Here is a 21235-nt window from a genome sequence, read left to right on the forward strand (position 1 = left end):
GAACAGGAGACAGCTGTGCCTACCGAGAGTCCGCCGTTGAAGCGGGGCGAGCGTGGCTGGAAAACAGCAACTTTCGTCATCTTCGTCGGGACGGGGATCACCTATGCGTCCTGGGTGACCCGCACTCCGGCCATTCGCTCCTCCCTCGGAGTCGGCACGGGCGACATGGGGCTGATCATCCTCGGACTGTCGATCGGATCGATGGCGGGACTGCTGCTCGCCGGTCCCGTCGTCGCCCGAGTCGGCGCCCGTCACGTCATTACGGCCGCGGCCACCGTCGCGAGCCTCGGCCTGTTCACGGTGGGACTCGGTTCGGGTGTCGCGATCGCGGCCCTGGTCGGTCTGGGACTCGCGTTCACCGGTGCGGGATTCGGCATGTGCGAGGTGGCGCTCAACGTCGAGGGCGCAGCGATCGAGAAGCGTATGGGACGCAGCTTTCTGCCGTCGCTGCACGGTGCGTTCAGTCTCGGAACGCTCGCCGGCGCCGGCCTCGGGGCGATCGCCGAACTGCTCGACGTTCCGGTGCCGGTACATCTCGGGGTGCTGGCCGTCGTGGTCATCGTGTCGAGCGTGAGCGTCGTGGCACTACTCCCTCCGGCTACCGGACGAGAGGTCGGGCGCACGCGTCGACGATCCGGCACGTCCGGCCTGACCATCTGGCGGGACACCCGGATCGTTCTCCTCGGCCTGATCGCGCTCGGCATGGCGTTCGCGGAAGGCAGCGCCAACGATTGGCTGCCACTGGGAATCGTCGACGGGTACGGCGTCGGATCGGCCACCGGCGCCGCGTCCTACGTCGTGTTCGTGGCCGCGATGACGTCGGGCCGCCTGCTCGGCGGGCGCGTCGTCGACCGGTACGGCCGCTCTGCGACCGTCCGCTGGTCCGCGGCGCTCGCGGTGGCGGGGGTCCTGATCGTGATCCTGGCCGGGAACCTGGTTCTCGCCGCGCTCGGCTGCGTGTTGTGGGGTGCCGGTGTCGCTCTCGGATTTCCGCTCGCGCTGTCCGCGGCGGCCGACTCGGGTGCCGACGCCGCGCGATGCGTCAGCGCGGTGTCGACGCTCGGCTACATGGCATTTCTGGTCGGGCCGCCGCTCCTCGGGCTGCTCGGGGAGCAGTTCGGACTCCTGCAGGCCTTCTACGTCGTCCTCGTCGGCGCCGTCCTCGCCGGGCTGGTCGCGAGTGCGACCGGGGAAACCCGTGCGACCGAGGAGTCTCCGCTCGCCCGCGTGAGGTGAGAGTGGCTCGAGGTGATCACGCGATCGCCCGGCCTCTGAGAACGAGGCCGGGCGAACCGTGATCGGATCACATCACACTGCGGCAGAAGCGATCTCCGGCGCCACTCGCAGCGCGTTGGCCGCGATGGTCAGCGCGGGATTGAGCGCCGCCGACGACGGGAAGAACGACCCGTCCACGACCCACAGATTGTCGACGTCGTGACTGCGACAGTTCGGGTCGAGGACACTCGCCGCCGGATCGGTACCCGCGACCGCGGTTCCGCACATGTGCGAATTCGTCGCGATGCCCATCCGTTCGGTGAGGATGATCGGATACCCCGCCTTGCGGACCGCCGCGGAGACGCGGCGAACCAGTTCACTGTGCGGTGCAGTGTTGTTGGGAGTCCAGTCGACGATGATCCGGTCGCCGTCGATCCGGACCCGGTTGTTCCGCGTCGGCAGATCCTCGGTGGTGAGGTAGATGTCGAGGCTGCGATCCACCACCGCCTTCAGCGCCCACATCGGAGCCCAGGGCCGCGCCCCCTTCACGTGCGCGGCCTGCAGTTTGCCGAGCATCTGCAGATTGCCGAGCGGGTACTCGTTGTTCGGGCCCGCGACGTACCAGTCGTTGATTCCCAGCGTCTTCTGCCACGCAGTCGTATTCGTCCGGAAGGGGTTGACGCCCATGAAGAACGTGCTGTTGTGCACCATGTAGTTCCGGCCCAGCAGCCCCGACGAGTTGCCGAGTCCGTCCGGATTCCGTTCGTCGGCCGAGCGGAGCAACAGCGCCGCGGTGTTGACCGCCCCTGCCGAGACCACGAACTGGTTGGCCGTGATCCGGATCGTGCGACCACGGAACTCGGCCTCCGCGGCGATGATTCGCGTGCCCTTCGCGTCCGTGAGCAGACGCGTCACCTTCGCTTCGGTGAGCAGACGCACCCGCTCCGACTGGAGAGCGGGCCGCAACGCCCGGTTCTCCGCCTCACTCTTGTGATCGGTCTGCGACGGGGTGCCGTCCGACGCCGTCGACTGCCGGCGATGCTCCTGTGTGGTCAGGTTCATGCCGTTCGGCGTGTGGAACGGGTGCAGGCCCTGCTGGCGAAGCGAGGACGCGAAACGCTCGATCGTCTGCTCGTGCGGCAGCGGTGGCAACGGGTACGGAGACGACCGCGGCGGTTCCGTCGGATCCTCGCCGTCGATGCCGTGCACCTGATAGAGACGCTCCGCCTCGGCGTAGAACGGTTCGAGATCGGCGTAGCTGAACGGCCACCTCGGTGAGATGCCGTCGCAGTGCTGTGTCTCCTCGAAATCCGTGACTCGGAAGCGGGGGAGGCTGCCGCCGTAGAACTTGGTGTTGCCTCCCACCCAGTAGTACACGCCCGGCTGGAACGGTTCACCGTTTCTGCCGTCGAACCACGGTTCCGCGGTCTTGTACCGGCCCTCGAGGAACATTTCCGCGGCCTGTGAGTTCTCCACCTCGCGGGGGAGGAATCGTCCGCGCTCGACGACCAGGACATCGACGTCCCGATCGCGGAGCGCCCACGCCAGCGTCGAACCACCCATCCCGGATCCGACGACCACGACATCGGCCGTGACCGTGTCGGAGTCGCCCACATCGACCACCGCGCCCTCGCGCAGCGGTGAATACGCGTCGATCTGATCGTGTCCGGACGTTCTCACAGGTGCTGTTCCTTGGCTCGGGTCGCCCAGTACTCGTCCTGACGCTCGTCCTCGATGTACGCGGGAACGGGGAAGTCCCACCAGCCGGGAACCCAGGGTCCCGCCGCATCACGATCGGTCGGGATTTCGATCAGCGCAGGCGCTTTCGAGTCGAAGGCCTTCCGGTACGTGCTCTCGAGGTCGGCCGGGTCCTCCACCCGGAACGATTCGAGTCCGAACGACTGGCCGAGTGCCTTGAAGTCGGGGCTGTACGGGGTGCCGTCCGGGCGGTTGAACTCGGTGCCGATGTGCCGGCTGGTCTGCTTGCGCTGGCCACCGCGGATCGACATGAAGCCCGCGTTGTCCTGGACCACGAAGACCACCGGAATGTCGTGCTGCACGCAGACACCGATCTCCTGCGACGTCATGAGGAAGTCGCCGTCACCGAGCACGCACGCCACCTGCCGGTCGGGGGCGGCGAGCTTGGCGCCGATCGCGGCGGGCACGGCCCAGCCCATGGACGAGAATCCACCCGACGTCAGGTGGGTGCGCGGGTGATACACCGGGAACGTCTGCTTCACGGCGCCCTGGGTGTTGCCGGAGCCGGCGACGATGATGCCGTCCCGTTCCATCACCGATCGCAGACCGCCGAGGGGGCGCTGGGAGGTGAACGGGAACCGGTCGGAATCGCGACGGCCTGCGAGTTTGGTCTCCCACTCCGTCTTCAGTTGCTCGAGTTCGGCGAGGTATACGGACCGGTCGGCGCTACTGCGGGGGAGGGAGGCGACGATCGCGGCGACGGTCGGCTTGGCGTCGGCGACGATGCCGACCTCGGCCGGGTAGTTCTTGCCGATCTCGTGCGGATCGATGTCGATGTGAATGAGCTTGGCGGGCGGAATCGAGAACGTGACTCCCTGCGCGTAGCTGGAGGACGACCAGTCGGTGAACCGGCAACCGATGGAGATCACCACGTCGGCGCGGGAGGCGACGGCGTTGCCCACGATCGTTCCGGTCTGGCCGACGCTGCCCGCGAACAGTGCGTGGTCCTCGGGGAACGCGCCCTTGCCGTTCCACGTGGTGACGACGGGGATCTGCCACGTCTCGGCGAGGGCGAGCACCTCGTCTGCCGAGTCGGACGTGATGGCGCCGCCGCCGACGACGATCACCGGCCGTCGAGAGTCACGGAGCACGTCGACGGCCTTGTCGATCGCCAACGGGTCGGGCTGCTGGAGCCCGACCGGCAGCCGCCGTGCGAGGTCGTGGAGCGAGACGTCGGCGGCCTCGGCCTGCACGTCCATCGGCACCTCGATGTGCGCAGGCCCCGGGCGACCGGTCAGCATCGTGCTGAACGCACGGTGCATGATGAACGGCAATTCCTCCACGCGGGTGGCGACCCAGCTGCGCTTCGACACTGCGTCGGTGACCTGCGGAAAGCCGTTGTCGGTGTGCCGCTCCAGTTCCTGGAGCAGACCACGCCCGCGCATGTGGGTGGGCGGCCCGCCGGTGATGCACAGCAGACTCGTCGAATCGCTGTACGCGGTCGCGAGACCGAGCACGGTGTTCGCCGCACCCGCCCCGATCGACGCCACCGCGGCCATCGGCTTCCCGGACACCCGATAGTATCCGTCCGCGAGGTGCGTGGCGCTCTGCTCGTGGTAGACCTGGATGAACGGGATCTCGGACCCCTTCTCCAGGAACGCATCGGTGAGCGACCAGATCCCGTGGCCGGGAATTCCGGTGACGTACTCGACGCCGTACTGCTTCAGGACCTGGGCGACCACCTGCCCGCCGGTCAATTTCGCCATGATCGTTTCTCCTTGCTGTGTCAGTTCGCTACGCGGGCGGCGTAGCGCAGTCCCTGCTTGGTCAGTCGGCGCACGTTCGGCTCCGACAGGTCTGCCGGCGTGTGGCCGATCGAGTGGTAGAAGACCCGGCCGGCGCCCCACTGGCGCACCCACGCCACCGGGCTGCGCAGTCCCTCCAGCCAGGGCAGGTGCTCGCCGCTGAACTCGGTCTCCGCGAGCACCCGGTTGTTCGGGTCGACGTGCATGTAGTACTGCTCGGACGCCACCGCGAAGTCCTCGACACCAGCGGTCACCTCGTGCTCGCGGTCGGTGATGGTCACCTTGTACGGCTGCGGGAAAGCCTCTCCCGCAGGATGTTCGACGAAGTCGCCGCCGAGGAGGAAGTGGTACTTCAGGCTCGCCCGGAACGCGGCGGCGGCGCCGTGCCACGCTGCGACCCCGGTTCCGGCCACGACGGCGTCGAGCAGGTTCTTCTCCTGCGAATCGCTCAGGTCTTCGGTGGTGAGCGCGTTGTTCCAGCCGAGCACGATCAGGTCGTATCCGGTCAGGTCACGGTCGAGGGTGAAGATGTCCTGCGACTCCTCGACCTGGTAGTTCAGCTCGGAAAACAGTTCGCGTGCCCATGCGGCGATGTCGTACGGATGGTGGCCGGGCCAGCCGCCGTAGAGGTAGAGGACCTTGGTCATGAGTGCTCCCGTGGATGATGAAACCGCAAATGGTGAAACGATTAACTTATGGTGGTGAATCGTATCACCGGCTGGGGAGCTGTCAATGGCTGATGCCGAGGGGGACGTGGGGAGCGTCCGGACGCGGACTAGGATCGGGCTTTGCCAATTGTGCGCTCCGGTGCGCAACGGCCGGTTGCGGCCGATGATCGCCGACGAGGGAGCACCACTTGGTCACGATGAAGGACGTCGCCCGAGCGGCCGGAGTATCGGTCGCCACCGTCTCCTACGCTTTCAGCAAATCGTCGAAGGTCTCTGCGACACAACGGGAACGCATCTATTCCGTCGCCGCGGAACTCGGTTACGCCGGGCCGAACATCGCCGGGAGCAGTCTGCGGTCGGGGCGAATCGGCGCGGTCGGGGTGATCGTGCCCGACTCCCCGGTGCAAGCGCTCGAGGATCCGTCCGTGACCCTGCTGATGAAGGGCATCGCGGAGATCGGGAACTCGGCCGACATCGCCCTCACCCTGTTTCCGGCCTCACGTGGTGGCTCCCCGGATTCACCACCGAACTCGCTGGTTCTCCGTGGACTCGTGGACGGTGTGGTCATCCACAACGTCCCCGACGGTCATCCCCTGGTCGAGGCGATCATCGCGCGCGGTATCCCGGCCGTCGTCGTCGATTCGCCCAGAAGTGCGGGACTGCCGTTCGTGGCCATCGACGACCGGCACGGCGCCTATCTGCAGATGGACCACATCCTGAGCCTGGGCCATCGACGCATCGGGATCATCGTCGACAAACTCGGCCAGGACTCCGACTGCCGGATGGTCACGGCGGACGACGTCGGCGCGGCGACCGAACGCAACGCGCGAGAGCGGCTTGCCGGTTACTACGCCGCGGCCCGTGACCACCACCTCCCGGTGGAGGAACTGTCGATCGTCGTGGCGGGCAACATCGAACGCGCCGCCGGTGCCGAGGCCACCCGGATCCTGCTCGACGCCGCTCGGCCGACCGCTCTCGTGGCGACCTCCGATGTGCACGCGGTGGCGGCGTGGCAGGTGTTACGCGAGCGCGGCCTGACGGTGCCCGACGACATGTCCGTCATCGGATTCGACGACGCACCCGTTGCAGAGCTTCTCGGTCTCAGCACAATTCATCAGCCGATCGTCGAGAAGGGCCGCGCGGCCGCGACGATCCTGCTCGATCGGCTGGGCGGCGGCACCCGCACACGATCGTTGATGAAGACGTCGCTGGTCGTCCGCGCCAGCACCGCGCCGCCGCGCGAATCCAGCACCGCGCCGCCGCGCGAATCCAGCACCGCGCCGCCGCGCGAATGATGGCGATGCTCCGCGACGGCCGGGCGTCATCCTCCATGATGGATCGATGACGACTGCGGTGCCGCGACTGGGCGTGACGTTCATCCCGACGATCGAACCCGAGAGGTTGAAGGACTTCGCGCGGGTGGCCGAGGACAGTGGTCTGGACGAGATCTGGTTGTGGGAAGACTGTTTCAAGGAGAGCGGCGTTGCTACGGCGGCCGCGGCACTCGCGTGGACGGAGCGCATCCACGTCGGCGTCGGGTTGATGCCCGTCCCGCTGCGCAATGTCGCGCTCACCGCGATGGAGATCGCCACGCTCGCTCGGTTGTTTCCGGGTCGAGTGATCGCGGGTATCGGACACGGTGTGCAGGGCTGGATGGAGCAGGTGGGTGCGCGGGCGGCGTCGCCGATGACCCTCCTCGAGGAATACACGGTGGCGCTCCGGGCACTGCTGGACGGCGAGTCGGTGAGCACGCAGGGGCGGTACGTTCGGCTCGACGGGGTGAGACTCGACTGGCCTCCCGCTGAACGGGTTCCGCTGATGCTCGGCGGCGAAGGTTCCAAATCGGTCCGCCTGGCGGCACGTCTGGGTTACGGCAACCTCCTCGCGTCCGCGGTCGGCGACGGCGACATCCGCAGAACCCGCGACCTGATCCTCGACGAAATCGGAGCCGACGGGGTGTCATCGCATCACCTGGTCGTCCCGAAGATCGCCGCTACCGGGGAGGGTGCGCGGCAACGGGTGGACGAGGAACTGGCGCGGTGGGAGAAGCCGGCCGACACCGGAATCGGGGTCGCGGGTGACGCGAACACCGTCGCCGAGGAGGTGCGAAGGCTTGCCCGCCTGGGCGCGACGTCGGTGGCTTTCGCGCCGACCGAGGATGAACCGGACCTGCTGGGCTTCGTCGAGTTCCTCGGCCGCGCCGTCAAGCCCCTTATCCCGACGTGAGTGGGAAAGAGTGCCCGAGCACACTTTCCCACTCACGTGCGGGTCAGTTGCCGGTCGGCCAGGTGTCGGACAGGGTGTAGCCGGTAGGGAACGGGTCGGCGGGGTCGAGCCCGACCTGGCTGAGCTCGGTGATGTACGCCTGGCCGCTGACGCGGGGAACCACGGCGTCGTACGTTCCGACCTTCGTCAGTCTGTCGATCCGGCTCTCGAAGCGACTGCCGATCACCGATTCGTGCACGAACTTCTCCCCGACCTCGATGAGGCCCTTCGCCTTCAGCACCGCCAGGCGGGCGGACGTGCCGGTGCCGCAGGGCGAGCGGTCGAGTCGGCCGGGGGAGACCACCACGGCATTCCGGGCGGTCAGCGCCCCGTCGGTGCGTGAGAGCGGGCCGACGAACTCGGTCTGAGTGATTCCGGCGAACTCGGGATTGGTCGGGTGCACCGCGGGGATCTGCTCGGCGGCGGCGGTCTTGAGCTTCTGTCCGAGGTCGCAGATCTCGCGCGCCTCGTCGGGTTGCAACTTCAATCCGAGTTGGTCGGCGTCGGCGAGCACGTAGGCCATGCCACCCCACGCCACGTCGACGGTCAGGGTGCCGTAGCCGTCGAGTTCGAGCGGCACCCCGATCTCGTAGGCGAACGCGGGCTGGTTCTCGAATTCGACGCTCGTCACCTTGCCGTTCTCGCAGGTGCAGCGAATGCGGATGAGCCCGGCGGGTGCTTCCAGCACGATGTCGGTGACCGGTTCGACCATGGGAATCATGCCGGTCTCGAGCAGCGCGGTGGCGACGCGCATGGTGTTGCTGCCCGACATGGCCGGGTACTCCGTGGACTCGGCGATGACGTAACCCATCTGGGCTTCGGGGTCCGTCGCCGGGACGACGAAGTTGACGCACTGGGTCACCGAGCCCCGCGGCTCGTGGAGCAGAAGCTGACGGAGGTCGTCGCGATGCTCGCGGAAGTGCTTCATCTTGTCGAAGACCGTGGCGCCGGGGACGTCGCCGATTCCGCCGGTGACGACGTTGTTGATCTCGCCCCCGACGTGACACTTCACTACGTTGACTACTCGACTCCAGCGCACGATCTTCCTCCGTGTGTTCGTCTGCGTTGCGGTGGCCTGGTTCCACCCTGCCAGGGCTGAACTTCTCTGCGCCTGCCGGCGAGAGGCGAGGCCGGCAGCGGGGGTGATTGCTGCCGGCCTCTGCGCACGTGTCGGGGAAGGGTCACTCCGTGATGCACGCGCGCGGTCTTCTTGGTGGTGATTAGCGGGCGTAGGTGAGGCCGGTCTCGGCGATGAGCTTGGTGAGCTCTTCCTTCTTGTCCGCGGGCAGCTCACCGTACGGTGCGCGGGGCACTCCGAGGTCCACGCCGACGGCCTGAGCGGCCGCCTTGGTGGCCACGGCGTAGCCCTCCTTGCCGAGGAAGTCGAGGACGTTCCACAGCCGCTTGAAGATTTCGAGGGCCTCGGTGTACTTGCCGGCCTTGGCGAGTTCGTAGATCGCGACGCACTCCTTGGGGGCGAAGTTGGGCGCACCCCAGATGGAACCGGCGGCACCGGCGGAGAAGGCGGGCAGCACGATCGTGTCCCAGCCGACGAAGGTGTCGATGGCGTCGCCGAGGCAGGTGTCGATGTCTCATCCCGTCAACCTGACCTTCACCGGAAAGGACAACACGGCGATCGGCAGGATGTGGGGACCCGTCGACCGGGTGTTCATGGACGCGATGGAGGAACTGATCATCCTCGACCTCCCCGGATGGGATCAGAGTTCCGGCATCAGACGCGAGATCGAGTTCTTCGAGAGCCGGGACAGGCGGGTGAGCCTGTGGTCCGAGGCCTCCGCCGAGTTCGTCGCACCCGAAAGTTCCCCGGTCCGCTGACAGTCCTCCAACTCCCCATGCCGGGCGGTCGTTTCCGTGGGACGGTGGACGGGTAGCCGACCGTGCGGCGAGCAGACGAGATGACGACGGAGGACCATGAACCCCGAGATCCATCACGAGCCCAGCGAGATCAGCTACGACGAGCAGTTCTACCCGGCGCGCCCTCGGCCGTTGAAACCGTCGGTCCGCCGTGCGACCAGGGTCGATGCGCAGACGGGTGAGCCCGTGCCGGACAACCCGAACTATGTGGAGTGGCTGATCAATCAGTCGATCCTGCACGATGCGAAGTTGATCGCGGAGCAGTTGTCCGGCAAGGGCAGCATGTGGCAGAACCCGTATGCCGATCCGAATCCGCGCGCAGCGGTGGAACGCGGATCGGTGTGGTTCACGGCGTACCCGATTTCGATCATCACGGCACCGGGCGCGAGTTTCCTGAGTTCCCTCGGTGACGAGTCCCTGTGGCAGGCGTTCTCCGAGATCGGGGTGACGGCCGTCCACACCGGGCCGGTGAAGCAGGCGGGCGGGATCAACGGGTGGCGGGCCACGCCGTCGGTGGACGGCCACTTCGATCGCATCAGCATGCAGATCGACTCGGCATTCGGGACCGAGGAGGAGTTCCGCAGGCTCTGCGTCGTCGCCGCCGCGTACGACGGCATCGTCATCGACGACATCGTCCCCGGTCACACCGGCAAGGGCGCCGACTTCCGGCTCGCCGAGATGGCGTACGCCGACTACCCCGGCATCTACCACATGGTGGAGATCGAACAGCAGGATTGGCACCTGCTTCCTCGTGTGCCGGAAGGCCGGGACTCGGTCAACATCGACGCCGACACGGAGGCGCAACTCGCCAGGGCCGGGTACATCATCGGCCAACTCCAGCGCGTCATCTTTTACGAACTCGGTGTCAAGGAAACCAACTGGAGTGTCACCCCCGTGGTGAAGGGGGTGGACGGCATCGAGCGGAGATGGGTGTACCTGCACTATTTCAAGGCCGGGCAGCCCTCCATCAACTGGCTGGATCCGTCGTTTGCGGGCATGCGTCTCGTCATCGGCGACGCGTGCCACTCCATCGCGGACCTCGGTGCGGGCGCGCTTCGACTGGACGCCAACGGATTCCTCGGGGTCGAACGCCGAACCGAAGGACTGCCCGGGTGGTCGGAGGGGCATCCACTGTCCGAGGCGGCGAATCACCTGATCGCCAGCATCGTGCGGAAGATGGGGGGATTCACGTTCCAGGAACTGAACCTCACCATCGACGACATCAAGGCGATGGGCACGACCGGAGCCGACCTGTCCTACGACTTCATCAATCGTCCCGCCTACCATCACGCCCTCGTCATGGGGAACACCGAATTTCTCCGGCTCACCATGAACCTCGCCCGCGATCACGGTGTCGACGCCGCGTCGCTCGTCCACGCCCTGCAGAACCACGACGAGCTGACGTTCGAACTGGTCCACTTCGCGACGCTGCACAAGGACGACGAGTTCGCATATGGCGGCGAGTCGATCAAGGGGTCGGATCTCGGTGACCGCATCCGTAAAGATCTGTGCGAGAGGCTCACCGGACGGTGGGCCCCGTACAACCGCACGTTCACGACCAACGGGATCGCCTGCACGACCGCCAGTGTCATCACCGCGGCGCTCGGCATCCGCGACCTGGACAGGATGGATGCCGCCGACATCGACACCGTCAAGCAGGCACATCTGCTCCTGGCGATGTTCAACGCACTCCAGCCCGGTGTCTTCGCCCTGTCGGGCTGGGATCTGTGCGGGCTGCTGCCCGTGCCGTCCGAGGACGTCGCCGACCTTCTCGCCGAAGGCGACACCCGGTGGATCAACCGCGGTGCGCACGACCTGATGGGGGTCAATCCCGAAGCCGCCCGGTCGGAGTCGGGCATTCCCCGGGGCACCAGCCTGTACGGGAGTCTGCCGGTGCAACTGCAGGACCCGACGTCCTTCGCTCGCGGTCTAGCCCGGATCATCGACGTCCGTAACCGGTTCGGCATCGCCACCGCGGTCCAGCTCGACGTGCCCACGGTGTCGCACAAGGGGCTGCTCGTCATGGTCCACGAACTGGCGGACGCGAGTCTCGAAGTGACGGTTCTCAACTTCACGTCCGAGGAGATCGCCGCGACCGTGCAGTCCCAGTGCCTGCCGGCCGGATCGCCTGCGGTCAATCTGTTCACCGACGAACAGATCGGCACCGTCGACGAACTCCACAGCTTCCCGATCACCCTGGCCCCGTACGAGGGGGTTCCCGTCGTCGTGCGACCGGGCAGGGCGGACGACGCGGGCTGATCCGGTCACGCTTGTGCGTCCCTGTTGCCCTGGAGCTCGGCCTCGGCGAAGACTGAACTCATGGCCGGCACACAGAGCGAGGCCGAGTTCCACCAGCTACGGACTCCACGGGCCGCGGCCGTCGCCGGTGTCGTCTTCGGTGTCCTTTTCGCCTCCAGCATCGTGCTGCTGCGCACCGGGCTGCCCGGCGAAGCCGCCACCCCGTGGTTACACCACCAACGGCAGATCACGACGGCGCTGATACTCGCACCGTTCGCGGGCATCGCGTTCCTGTGGTTCATCGGTGTCATCCGCGACCGGCTCGGGGACCTCGAAGACCGATTCTTCTCGACCGTCTTCCTCGGCAGTGGGCTGCTGTTTCTCGCCATGACGTTCGTGTCGACGGCAATCGCAGGCGGGCTCCTCGCCGTCTCCCGGCTGACCAACGTTCCGCAGAACGACCTCGTCTTCTTCGGGCGCGAGGTGATGTTGCATGTGAACAACGTCTACGGGGTGCGCATGGCCGGGGTGTTCATGATTTCGCTGGGAACAATCTGGCTGCGCACCGGATTGATGCCGCGGTGGCTGGCTGTCGCCACCTACGCGCTGTCCCTCACCTTGCTGGTGGTCGTGAGTTTCAGTCTCTGGGTGACGTTGGTCTTCCCGGCCTGGGTGATGGTGATCAGCGTGTACATCCTCACCGTGGATCGGCCGCCCTCGATCCCCCCGGACTGACCGCCGTTCCGGGACACGAGGTTCTCACCCGGTACGGGTGATGTGGCGCGAGGGCGCCGCGAGCAACGTCATGACTGCGATTCCCCCGATGATGCGAGGAGAGACAGATGACGGACGCGAAACCCAACATCCTGGTCATCTGGGGCGACGACATCGGTATTACCAATCTCAGCTGCTACAGCGACGGACTGATGGGGTACCGGACGCCGAACATCGACCGCCTCGCCGACGAGGGCATGAAGTTCACCGACTCCTACGGTGAGCAGAGCTGCACGGCGGGTCGCGCGTCGTTCATCACCGGTCAGAGCGTGTACCGCACCGGCATGAGCAAGGTGGGGATTCCGGGCGTCGACATCGGATTGTCGCCCGAAGACCCCACCATCGCCGAACTGCTCAAGCCCCTCGGATACGCCACCGGACAGTTCGGGAAGAACCATCTCGGCGACCTGAACAAGTATCTGCCGACCGTGCACGGGTTCGACGAGTTCTTCGGCAACCTCTATCACCTCAATGCCGAGGAAGAACCCGAACTGCCGGACTTCCCGAGCGCCCTGGACTATCCCAAACTGCACGAGTTGGTCAAGCCGCGCGGTGTGCTCCATTGCTGGGCAACCGAGGAGGACGCCGGTGAGGTCGATCCGCGGTACGGGCCGCTCGGGAAGCAGCGCATCGAGGACACCGGGCCGCTGAACAAGAAGCGGATGGAGACCATCGACGACGAGACGGTAACGGCGGCAATCGACTTCATGACGCGGCAGAAGGAAGCGGACACACCGTTCTTCGTGTGGATGAACACGACCCACATGCACCTGCGGACCCACACGAAGCCGGAAAGCATCGGCCAGGCCGGGCACTGGCAGTCGCCGTACCACGACACGATGATCGATCACGACAAGCATGTCGGCCAACTGCTCGACGCGGTCGACGAACTCGGCCTCGCCGAGAACACCATCGTCATCTACAGCACCGACAACGGTCCCCACGCGAACACCTGGCCGGACGGTGCGACCACCCCGTTCCGCAGTGAGAAGGACACCAACTGGGAGGGTGCGTTCCGCGTCCCGGAGGTGATCCGCTGGCCGGGCAGGATCCCCGCGGGCAGCGTGTCCAACGAGATCGTGCAGCACCACGACTGGCTCCCCACCTTCCTTGCCGCCGCGGGTGCACCGGATGTCGTCGAGCAGCTGAAGACCGGCTACGAGATCGGTGAGAAGACCTTCACGGTGCACATCGACGGCTACAACCTGCTCCCGTACCTCACCGGTGAGGTCGAGACATCCCCGCGCCGGGGAATGATCTACTTCTCCGACGACTGCGACGTGCTGGGCATCCGGTTCGACAATTGGAAGATCGTGTTCATGGAGCAGCGGGCGCAGGGCACCCTCGGGCTGTGGGCGGAGCCGTTCACCGCCCTGCGGGTACCCAAGGTGTTCAACCTGCGCACCGACCCCTTCGAGCGGGCCGACATCACTTCGAACACCTACTGGGACTGGTTCCTCGACCACGACTACATCACGATCTATGGAACATTCATCACCACCCAATTCCTCGAGACGTTCAAGGAGTTCCCACCGCGACAGGAGCCGGCCAGTTTCACCATCGACCACGCGGTGGCCAAGCTGCACGCGTACCTGTCGAGGGACTGACCGACGTGGGCGCCGGGCTCGGTGGTTCCTGGTCGGACGGATCGACGCGGTCCGCGATCGAGGACTTCGTCGCACGGGTGACGTCGGCGGGCGGACCGGACTTCGTCGAGCCCGCCGACCGGGTGGCCGTGTTCGACAACGACGGCACACTCTGGTGCGAGAAGCCGATGCCCATCCAGCTCGACTTCACCATCCGGCGCTTCGCCGAGATGGCCGCGAAGGATCCCGGCCTCCAGCAGACGCAACCGTGGAGGGCGGCCCACGAGCACGACCTTCAGTGGCTCGGCGCGGCGATGGTCAAGCACTATCAGGGCGACGACGGCGACCTGAAACTGTTGATGGGCGCAGTCACCGAAGCATTCGATTCGATCACCGTCGAGAATTACGACGCAAGGGTGCGGGCCTTCTTCGACGACGCGGATCACCCGACGCTCGGCCGCCCGTACGCAGGCTGCGGATACGCGCCGATGGTCGAGTTGCTGCGCTATCTCGAGGCGAACGGATTCACGATCTACATCGCGTCCGGTGGTGATCGGGACTTCATGCGCCCGGTCGCCGGGCGGCTGTACGGGATTCCGCCGGAACGCGTCATCGGCAGTGCCCTCGGCCTCTCGTACCGTGAAGGGGCGGACACGAGCGACCTGCTCTACAAGGCCGCGATGGACTTCTTCGACGACGGGCCGGAGAAACCGGTTCGAATCTGGAGCAGGATCGGGCGACGGCCGATCCTGTCGGTCGGCAACTCCAACGGCGACCTGCCGATGCTCGCGTTCTCCGGGCTATCCGACCGCCCGTCGCTTCGGGTGCTGATCCTGCACGACGACGCCGATCGCGAATTCGACTATGTCGCGGGCGCGGAACAGGCCCTCGAACAAGCACGAGAAAAGAACTGGACCGTGGTAAGCATGAAGAACGATTGGACGAGCGTCTTCTCGCCGGCCGTCACCTGATCAGGCAGAAGGGCAGGCGTGTGGATACCCAGACCGTCTCCGAAGTCCGGCACATCCCTGCTCAGACCTTCACGATGGGTTCGGATCGGCACTATCCGGAAGAAGGTCCGGCGCATCGGGTCGCGGTCGACGCCTTCGCCATCGAGACCCACCAGGTCACCACCGCGCAATTCGCCCGGTTCGTCGGCGACACCGGGTACGTGACGGTCGCCGAGCGGCCGCTGGACCCCGCCGAATTCCCCGGTGCTCCCGCCGAGAATCTGCAACCCGGATCGATGGTGTTCACCCCCACTCGGGGCCCGGTCGATCTGCGTCACCTCAGTCAGTGGTGGACCTGGACCGTCGGTGCGTCGTGGCGGCACCCCACGGGACCGGGTTCGACGATCACCGGCCGCGAAACGCATCCCGTCGTCCACGTCGCCCACGAGGATGCGGCAGCGTACGCGGAGTGGGCCGGGCGGTCCCTCCCCACTGAGGCGCAATGGGAGGCCGCGGCGCGCGGCGGACTCGACCACACCGAATTCACCTGGGGCGACGCCGCCGAGAGTGAATCCCCTCCGCTTGCGAATTACTGGCACGGGGAGTTCCCGTGGCGCCCGGACCCCGGGTACGGCACCACGACCGCCGTCGGTAGCTATCCGCCCAACGACTACGGTCTGTTCGACATGGCGGGAAACGTGTGGGAATGGACCGCGGACTGGTACTCGGATCGGCACGCCGACACAGCGGAGTCGTGCTGCGCACCACGCAATCCGCGTGGGCCCGGAATGTCGGAGAGCTTCGACGCCCGACAGCCCCAATTCCGGGTGCCCCGGCGGGTGATCAAGGGTGGGTCGTTCCTGTGTGCGGACAGTTACTGTCGGCGGTATCGGCCCGCGGCACGGCGTCCGCAGATGGTCGACACCGGGATGAGCCACATCGGATTCCGCTGCGTCACGGCCCTGCCCGGGTCAGAGTAGGACCACCACGGCGAGGAGCGCGAGCACTGTGACGATGCTGGAGGTGACCACGGCGGTGAACGTCGCCGGTGCGAATTCCCCGGATTCGATCTGCCTGCTGTTGACCCGATAGCGGATGGTGCCGTACGCGGACACCAGTAGTCCCGCGCCGATCAGGATCAGTCCGGCTGCCACGGCATGACCGCCGCGATTCGGTGCGAACTTGGCGACCGCCACACCGAGCGCGGCGACGCTGATGCCGGTGCGATGCCAGGCGAGGTAGGTCCGCTCGTTGGCGAGATGGTCGCGCGCGGTGCTACCCGTGTTCGGCTGGGTGGGTCCGAAGATGTTGGGGCTCATGCGCCGCTACCCAGGAAGCCGATCTCCGACAGGCGCGACTGGAACCCGGACTCGCCGCCGGACAGTCCCGAGATCCAGATCAGGACCCGGTCGGTGGGTGCGGGCGTTCGGGCCACGATCTGGGTGACCCCGTCACCGAGGGTGGCGCTGCCGATCAGCTGGGTGCGATCGATGCTCGCCCACGCGACGGGCGCGGTCCGGATCTCGACCGTGGTGCCCGGTGTCGGGGAGTCGATCCAGACGGTCCGCAGATCGACGGGCCCGGGAAACGACACGATCAGACCCATTCCTTGCTTCGCCGCCGACAGTTGCTGTGGGTAACGGTCGGTCGCCCAGGATGTCGCGGGGTTCGCGTCGACGGCGAGGGAGGCAGTGGCACCGTTGTCGGGGAAGCGCAGAGGGGAGTAGGCGGCCGCGGACGACGGGGTGAGCGGCGCCTGACGGGGGTCCGGAACCGGCGCGATCTGGCTGAGCATGCTGTCTGCGACGGCGGCCGGGGGAGCGTCCGACGAGCTGAATGTGGCGCCCGCCGCCCACCCGGCGGCGCCGAGCGCGACGATCAGGGCGAGTGCACCGCTCAACGCGGGAAGCGGCGCGTTCGGCCGGGGTGACAGGTTGGTGGGTGCCGGGCGGGCTCTCTTCGTAGTCGTGGCGAATGCGGATGCCGAGCGGGCCCGCGCGTCCGCCAAGATGCGGTCGAGGGCGTCGACGATCGCCTGCGCGGTGGCCATCCCGGGTCGCCGGGCAAGCGCGTTCATGGCCACGTCGGACAGACGTCGTGGAATCGCGGGCCGCACACGATGCGGCGGGACGACCGAACCGTCACCACGCCTGCCGGCCGGGGGCAGCCCGGCTGCGCGGGTCGCGCCGGACGAGGACAACGGCCACGTGCCGAGCAGCAGGGCGTACAGCAGCGCACCGAGCCCCGCGACGTCGTCGGCTGCGCTGCCGTCGGCAAGTGTGGCGGGGAAGGCGAGGACCGCGAGTCCGTCGTGGGAGATCCGCACCCGGTTGGGATGATCGAGTGAGATGCGGGCACCGAAATGGTGCGCGTCTGCGGTCGCGGCGGCCAGGTGCCGCACGGTGCGAGCGGCATCCAACGGCCGTGGGACCGTGTGCGCGACATCCGCGACACGCCACCCCGGCGTCCATTCCGCGACCACGGCGATCCGGTCGCCGACCGCCGCGATGTCGTAGACCTGTGCGATCCGGCCCTCGTGGCTGAAGCTGGTTCCGGTGGTGTTCCGGCAGAAGCGCGCCACCGGATCCGGACGTGTGTCGGTGGCGCGGACGTGCGCCGAGTCGACGAGGCTGAGCGCGACGTCCCGGCACAGTTCGGTGTCGTGCGCGTGCCACCACTGCACCCAGTCGGGTCCGGCGAACCGGCCCAGAAGCCGGTATCGGGTGGCGACGAGCATGCCCGGGGCGAGCGGATCCGGGCCCTGCGGCGAATGCGGCAGGCCCCCGGACACCGGCGTCGCTGTCATCTACTCTCCCGGGCTCTCCCCGACCCCGAAAATCCCTGTCAGGCAACTGTCACCCGGCAGCAGAGCAGATATTCGCACGGCACCGGGCCTACTGCTGATCATCCTCGGATGCCGAGCGAACCGTGTGCTTTTCGGCCGACCTAGCCGAGGACGTGCTCCGCGTATCGCGCGACCGCGAGCACCAGATCGTCCGAGTGCCGGGGGCCGATGATCTGCAGACCCACCGGCAGACCCGCTGCGGTGCGGCCGACGGGGATGCTGATCGCCGGCTGCTGCGTCAGGTTGAACGGGTAGGTGAACGGAGTCCACTGCGGCCAGCTCGTGAGATCGCTGCCCGGCGGCACGTCGTAACCGGCCTCGAAGGCCGGAATCGGGACCGTGGGCGTGAGCAGGACGTTGTGCGTCAGATGGAATTTGCCCATCCTGATGCCGATGTCCGCGGCGACCGCGCGAGCGTCGAGATAGTCGACCGCGCTGAACTTCTCGCCCCGTTCCCAGACCTTGCCGAGCCCCGGGTCGACCTTGTCGCGCGCACCCTCCGGGAAGTTCTTCAGCATGGCCGCGGCGCCGGCCGCCCACAGCAACTCGAAGGCCTCGATCGGATCGCTGAAGCCGGGGTCGGCGGCGGTGACCGGCAGACCGGCCGCGTCGAGGGCCTGCACCGCTCGGTCGACGATCGCCCGGACCTCCGGATCGACGGTCACGTAGCCGAGCGTGGGGGAGTACGCGACTCCGAGTCCGACCACGTCGCGGCCGATCTCGCCGCGGAAGGTGGTCGCGAACGGCGCGAGCGACGTCGGGTCGCGCGGGTCGGGCAGCGACAGGATGTCCATCAGCAGTGCCGCATCCTCGACCGTGCGGGTGAGGGGGCCGGCGTGCGCCAGCGGCCCGAACGGGCTCGCCGGGAACAGGGGGATCCGACCGTGGGTGGGTTTGAAACCGACGACGCCGCAGAACGAGGCGGGGATGCGCACGCTGCCGCCGCCGTCGGTGCCGACGGAGCAGGGACCGAGACCGGCCGCGACTGCCGCGGCACTGCCGCCCGAGGATCCGCCGGCCGTCTTGGTCGGGTCGGCCGGGTTGCGGGTGATCCCGCACAGGGCGCTGTCGGTCACGGCCTTCCAGGCGATCTCGGGGGTCGTGGTCTTGCCGAGGAACACCATGCCGTCCTCGCGAAGCCGGGCGGCCACGGGACTGTCGACGTCCCACGGCTGGTCCTCGTCGACGGCCTGTGATCCCCGCAGCGTCGGCCAGCCGTCGGTGAGGAAGATGTCCTTGATCGAGATCGGCACGCCGTCGAGCAGCCCCTTGGAGTAGCCGGTGGTCCAGCGCTCCTCGGATTTCCGGGCCTGCGCGAGGGCTCGCTCCTCGTCGACAAGGCAGTAGGAATTGATGGTGCGGTCACGCTCGGTGATGGCGTCGAGCATCGCCTGCGTCGCTTCCACCGGCGAAAGTTCTCCGGACGAGAAGGCCGTGACCAGTTCGACGGCGGTCATGTCGGTGGGATTCATGAGAACTCCTTCAGCCTGGACGTTCGGGCCCTGTCTTCATCGGCTCGGTACGTACCCGAGGTGCTTGTCAACTACGTTCTCGAGCGGGTACCCCGCAACCCAGCGTTCGAAATTGTCGGTGAACACGGTTACGAGGTCATCTCGCCAGCCGGCGAAGTCGCCCGAATTGTGGGGCGTGATCGAGACGTTCGGCATGTCCCAGAGTGGATGGCCGGCGGGGAGCGGTTCCGTGTCGAACACGTCGAGCGCGGCGCCCGCGATCGTCCCCGCCCGGAGCGCTGCGACGAGGTCGTCGGTGCGGACGAGCTCACCGCGTCCGACGTTCACGAACCGGGCTCCCGGCTTCATCGCGGCGAACGTCGAGTCGCGGAACAAGTGGCGGGTCTGGTCGGTGAGCGGTGCCACCGCGATCACGTAGTCGGCGGCGGCGAGCTGCTCCGGGAGATCTTCCGTTGCGGTGACCGTCCCGAAGTCGGGGTCGGCGTTGCGTGCGGTGCGGCCCGACCCGCTGACCTTCATACCCGCCGCGCGGAGAAGCCGTGCGATCGCGCGGCCGATGGGACCGGTGCCGACGATCAGGGCGGTGCGGCCCGCGATCCGTTCGGATTCGCGGTGCTGCCACGTGTGGGACTGCTGCAGGCGCAGCGAGCCCGGCAGATCCTTCGCGAACGAGAGGATCTGGGCGAGCACGTACTCGGCGATCGCCCCGTCGAACACGCCCCGTGAGTTGGTGATCGTGACGTCGCTGTCGCGGGCCTCGGGGAACATCACGGGATCGACGCCTGCCGCGGCGATGTGCAGCCACTGCAGCGAGCCGGCGGCGTGCCAGGCTCCCGGCACCGCGTCGGTGAGGAAGTCGTAGAGGAACAGCACGTCTGCGCCGTCGAGGGCGTCGCTCAGCCCCGCCTTGCCGGTGTAGCGAACTTCGGCACGGGACGCGACGGGTGCCATGAGTTCGTCGCTCGGCAGGACGTGGGCATGTAGCACCGCGACGATCGGGTTCCGACTCACGTTGACACCGTATGAGTAACTCGTATGATTGTCAACAATCTGATAATGCTCGGGCGTGGCCGAAACGAAGGTGAGGCCTGGTGTTGGAACTGAACATTCCCGAATTCGAGGGGCCTATCGCGCAACGGGGAATCGGCATCATCGCCCCGTTCGACCTGGCGCTCGAACGAGAACTGTGGCGATGGGCTCCCCTCGAGGTGAGCCTGCATCTGGCGCGCACGCCGTACGAACCCGTGCCCGTCAGCCTGGAGATGGCCGAACTCGTGTCCGAGCGAAGACACCTCATGGCGGCGACGCGCGACGTCCTGCACGTCGAACCCGAGGTCGTGGCCTACCTGTGCACGTCGGGAAGTTTCATCAAGGGCCTCGAATACGAGCGAACCCTGTGCGACGCGATCTGCGAGGCCGGCGCCCAGCACGCGATCACCACGTCCGGTGCGCTGGTCGAGGCGATCGAACACCTCGAGCTGAGCAGGCTGTCGGTGATCACGCCGTACGACGCCCCGCTGACCGAACGACTGCACGCGTTCCTCCACGAGGCGGGCACCGAGGTGGTGCGCTCCGATCATCTCGGGCTCGGCGGTGGCATCTGGAAGGTCAACTACCGCACAATCGCCGAGCGGATCATCGCCGCGGACGACCCCAGGTCGGAGGCGATCTTCGTGAGCTGCACGAATCTGCCGACGTACGACGTCATCGCCCCGCTCGAGCAGGAGCTCGGGAAACCGGTCCTCACCGCCAACCAGCTCACGATCTGGGCCTGTCTCGGCCGGATGAAACTCCCCATGACGGGCCCCGGCAAGTGGCTCCGCAACGTCTTCTGACATCACCCC

General features: G+C 67.1%; 19 protein-coding genes. 10 read left to right on the forward strand and 9 right to left on the reverse strand.

Features of this window, described 5'->3' with window-relative positions; all coding sequences use genetic code 11:
• The first annotated feature begins 15 nt into the window (after window positions 1–15).
• Complete coding sequence (locus PSR88_RS23230; RefSeq protein ID WP_037197710.1) at window positions 16–1236, forward strand: MFS transporter; 1221 nt, start codon at window positions 16–18, stop codon at window positions 1234–1236.
• Window positions 1237–1308: 72 nt separating this feature from the next.
• On the opposite strand, the gene PSR88_RS23235 is transcribed toward PSR88_RS23230, so the two are convergent.
• From PSR88_RS23235 to PSR88_RS23245, 3 genes are read right to left on the reverse strand one after another with little or no spacing between them, the layout of a single operon-like run.
• Entirely contained in the window at window positions 1309–2895 is a 1587-nt protein-coding gene (locus PSR88_RS23235) for a GMC oxidoreductase (protein ID WP_016884071.1), read from the reverse strand.
• Window positions 2892–4679, reverse strand: coding sequence for a thiamine pyrophosphate-binding protein (locus PSR88_RS23240; protein WP_016884070.1), 1788 nt, complete (start codon window positions 4677–4679; stop codon window positions 2892–2894). Before PSR88_RS23240 ends, PSR88_RS23235 begins: the two co-directional genes overlap by 4 nt.
• 20 nt (window positions 4680–4699) lie before the next feature.
• Window positions 4700–5365, reverse strand: coding sequence for a ThuA domain-containing protein (locus tag PSR88_RS23245; RefSeq protein ID WP_009477624.1), 666 nt, complete (start codon window positions 5363–5365; stop codon window positions 4700–4702).
• A 209-nt stretch (window positions 5366–5574) separates the two neighbouring features.
• On the opposite strand from PSR88_RS23245, the gene PSR88_RS23250 reads away from it, so the two are divergent.
• Both PSR88_RS23250 and PSR88_RS23255 read left to right on the forward strand, forming a co-directional pair.
• Complete coding sequence (locus tag PSR88_RS23250; protein WP_016884069.1) at window positions 5575–6681, forward strand: substrate-binding domain-containing protein; 1107 nt, start codon at window positions 5575–5577, stop codon at window positions 6679–6681.
• Between the two features lie 46 nt (window positions 6682–6727).
• Window positions 6728–7612 (forward strand): LLM class flavin-dependent oxidoreductase, encoded by an 885-nt coding sequence (locus PSR88_RS23255; RefSeq protein ID WP_016884068.1) that lies wholly within the window; start codon window positions 6728–6730, stop codon window positions 7610–7612.
• 43 nt (window positions 7613–7655) lie between these two features.
• Here PSR88_RS23255 and PSR88_RS23260 read toward each other — a convergent pair whose 3' ends face one another.
• Both PSR88_RS23260 and PSR88_RS23265 read right to left on the reverse strand, forming a co-directional pair.
• Entirely contained in the window at window positions 7656–8690 is a 1035-nt protein-coding gene (locus tag PSR88_RS23260; protein WP_016884067.1) for a proline racemase family protein, read from the reverse strand.
• A 181-nt stretch (window positions 8691–8871) separates the two neighbouring features.
• Window positions 8872–9186 carry a dihydrodipicolinate synthase family protein gene (locus PSR88_RS23265; RefSeq protein WP_016884066.1) on the reverse strand — a complete coding sequence of 105 codons (315 nt, stop codon included), beginning with the start codon at window positions 9184–9186 and terminating at the stop codon, window positions 8872–8874.
• 4 nt (window positions 9187–9190) lie between these two features.
• Here PSR88_RS23265 and PSR88_RS23270 point away from each other — a divergent pair, with 4 nt between their 5' ends.
• From PSR88_RS23270 to PSR88_RS23295, 6 genes are all read left to right on the forward strand, one after another.
• Window positions 9191–9487, forward strand: coding sequence for a DUF1937 family protein (locus tag PSR88_RS23270; RefSeq protein WP_237724167.1), 297 nt, complete (start codon window positions 9191–9193; stop codon window positions 9485–9487).
• A gap of 96 nt (window positions 9488–9583) precedes the next feature.
• Window positions 9584–11785, forward strand: a complete 2202-nt coding sequence (gene treS / locus PSR88_RS23275; protein WP_029539621.1) for a maltose alpha-D-glucosyltransferase — start codon at window positions 9584–9586, stop codon at window positions 11783–11785.
• Window positions 11786–11845: 60 nt separating this feature from the next.
• Window positions 11846–12499, forward strand: a complete 654-nt coding sequence (locus PSR88_RS23280; RefSeq protein ID WP_009477646.1) for a hypothetical protein — start codon at window positions 11846–11848, stop codon at window positions 12497–12499.
• A 107-nt stretch (window positions 12500–12606) separates the two neighbouring features.
• Window positions 12607–14145: an arylsulfatase gene (locus PSR88_RS23285; RefSeq protein WP_009477647.1), complete on the forward strand. Its 1539-nt coding sequence runs from the start codon at window positions 12607–12609 to the stop codon at window positions 14143–14145.
• A gap of 5 nt (window positions 14146–14150) precedes the next feature.
• Window positions 14151–15095, forward strand: coding sequence for an HAD family hydrolase (locus tag PSR88_RS23290; protein WP_016884063.1), 945 nt, complete (start codon window positions 14151–14153; stop codon window positions 15093–15095).
• A 74-nt stretch (window positions 15096–15169) separates the two neighbouring features.
• Entirely contained in the window at window positions 15170–16054 is an 885-nt protein-coding gene (locus tag PSR88_RS23295; protein WP_237724168.1) for a formylglycine-generating enzyme family protein, read from the forward strand.
• Here the strand turns inward: PSR88_RS23295 and PSR88_RS23300 are convergent.
• From PSR88_RS23300 to PSR88_RS23315, 4 genes are all read right to left on the reverse strand, one after another.
• Window positions 16046–16393, reverse strand: coding sequence for a YidH family protein (locus PSR88_RS23300; protein ID WP_016884061.1), 348 nt, complete (start codon window positions 16391–16393; stop codon window positions 16046–16048). The genes PSR88_RS23295 and PSR88_RS23300 overlap by 9 nt on opposite strands.
• Window positions 16390–17880 carry a protein kinase family protein gene (locus PSR88_RS23305; protein WP_016884060.1) on the reverse strand — a complete coding sequence of 497 codons (1491 nt, stop codon included), beginning with the start codon at window positions 17878–17880 and terminating at the stop codon, window positions 16390–16392. The genes PSR88_RS23300 and PSR88_RS23305 overlap by 4 nt, the downstream gene beginning before the upstream one ends.
• A 140-nt stretch (window positions 17881–18020) precedes the next feature.
• On the reverse strand, window positions 18021–19391 hold the full coding sequence (locus tag PSR88_RS23310) for an amidase (protein ID WP_009477652.1): 1371 nt from the start codon (window positions 19389–19391) through the stop codon (window positions 18021–18023).
• A gap of 36 nt (window positions 19392–19427) precedes the next feature.
• Window positions 19428–20402, reverse strand: coding sequence for a D-2-hydroxyacid dehydrogenase (locus PSR88_RS23315; protein ID WP_009477653.1), 975 nt, complete (start codon window positions 20400–20402; stop codon window positions 19428–19430).
• A gap of 80 nt (window positions 20403–20482) precedes the next feature.
• Between PSR88_RS23315 and PSR88_RS23320 the strand changes: the two genes are divergently transcribed.
• Window positions 20483–21226, forward strand: a complete 744-nt coding sequence (locus tag PSR88_RS23320; RefSeq protein ID WP_005254469.1) for a hypothetical protein — start codon at window positions 20483–20485, stop codon at window positions 21224–21226.
• The last annotated feature ends 9 nt before the right edge of the window (window positions 21227–21235 follow it).

The organism is Rhodococcus sp. DK176 (assembly GCF_038447315.2).
Taxonomy (GTDB): domain Bacteria; phylum Actinomycetota; class Actinomycetes; order Mycobacteriales; family Mycobacteriaceae; genus Rhodococcus_F; species Rhodococcus_F jostii_A.

Coding starts and splice junctions, on each gene's coding strand:
- PSR88_RS23305 (WP_016884060.1), bottom strand. CDS start 17,880: ATGACAGCGACGCCGGTGTCCGGGGGCCTGCCGCATTCGCCGCAGGGC.
- PSR88_RS23285 (WP_009477647.1), top strand. CDS start 12,607: ATGACGGACGCGAAACCCAACATCCTGGTCATCTGGGGCGACGACATC.
- PSR88_RS23255 (WP_016884068.1), top strand. CDS start 6,728: ATGACGACTGCGGTGCCGCGACTGGGCGTGACGTTCATCCCGACGATC.
- treS (WP_029539621.1), top strand. CDS start 9,584: ATGAACCCCGAGATCCATCACGAGCCCAGCGAGATCAGCTACGACGAG.
- PSR88_RS23240 (WP_016884070.1), bottom strand. CDS start 4,679: ATGGCGAAATTGACCGGCGGGCAGGTGGTCGCCCAGGTCCTGAAGCAG.
- PSR88_RS23245 (WP_009477624.1), bottom strand. CDS start 5,365: ATGACCAAGGTCCTCTACCTCTACGGCGGCTGGCCCGGCCACCATCCG.
- PSR88_RS23280 (WP_009477646.1), top strand. CDS start 11,846: ATGGCCGGCACACAGAGCGAGGCCGAGTTCCACCAGCTACGGACTCCA.
- PSR88_RS23310 (WP_009477652.1), bottom strand. CDS start 19,391: ATGAATCCCACCGACATGACCGCCGTCGAACTGGTCACGGCCTTCTCG.
- PSR88_RS23300 (WP_016884061.1), bottom strand. CDS start 16,393: ATGAGCCCCAACATCTTCGGACCCACCCAGCCGAACACGGGTAGCACC.
- PSR88_RS23295 (WP_237724168.1), top strand. CDS start 15,170: ATGGGTTCGGATCGGCACTATCCGGAAGAAGGTCCGGCGCATCGGGTC.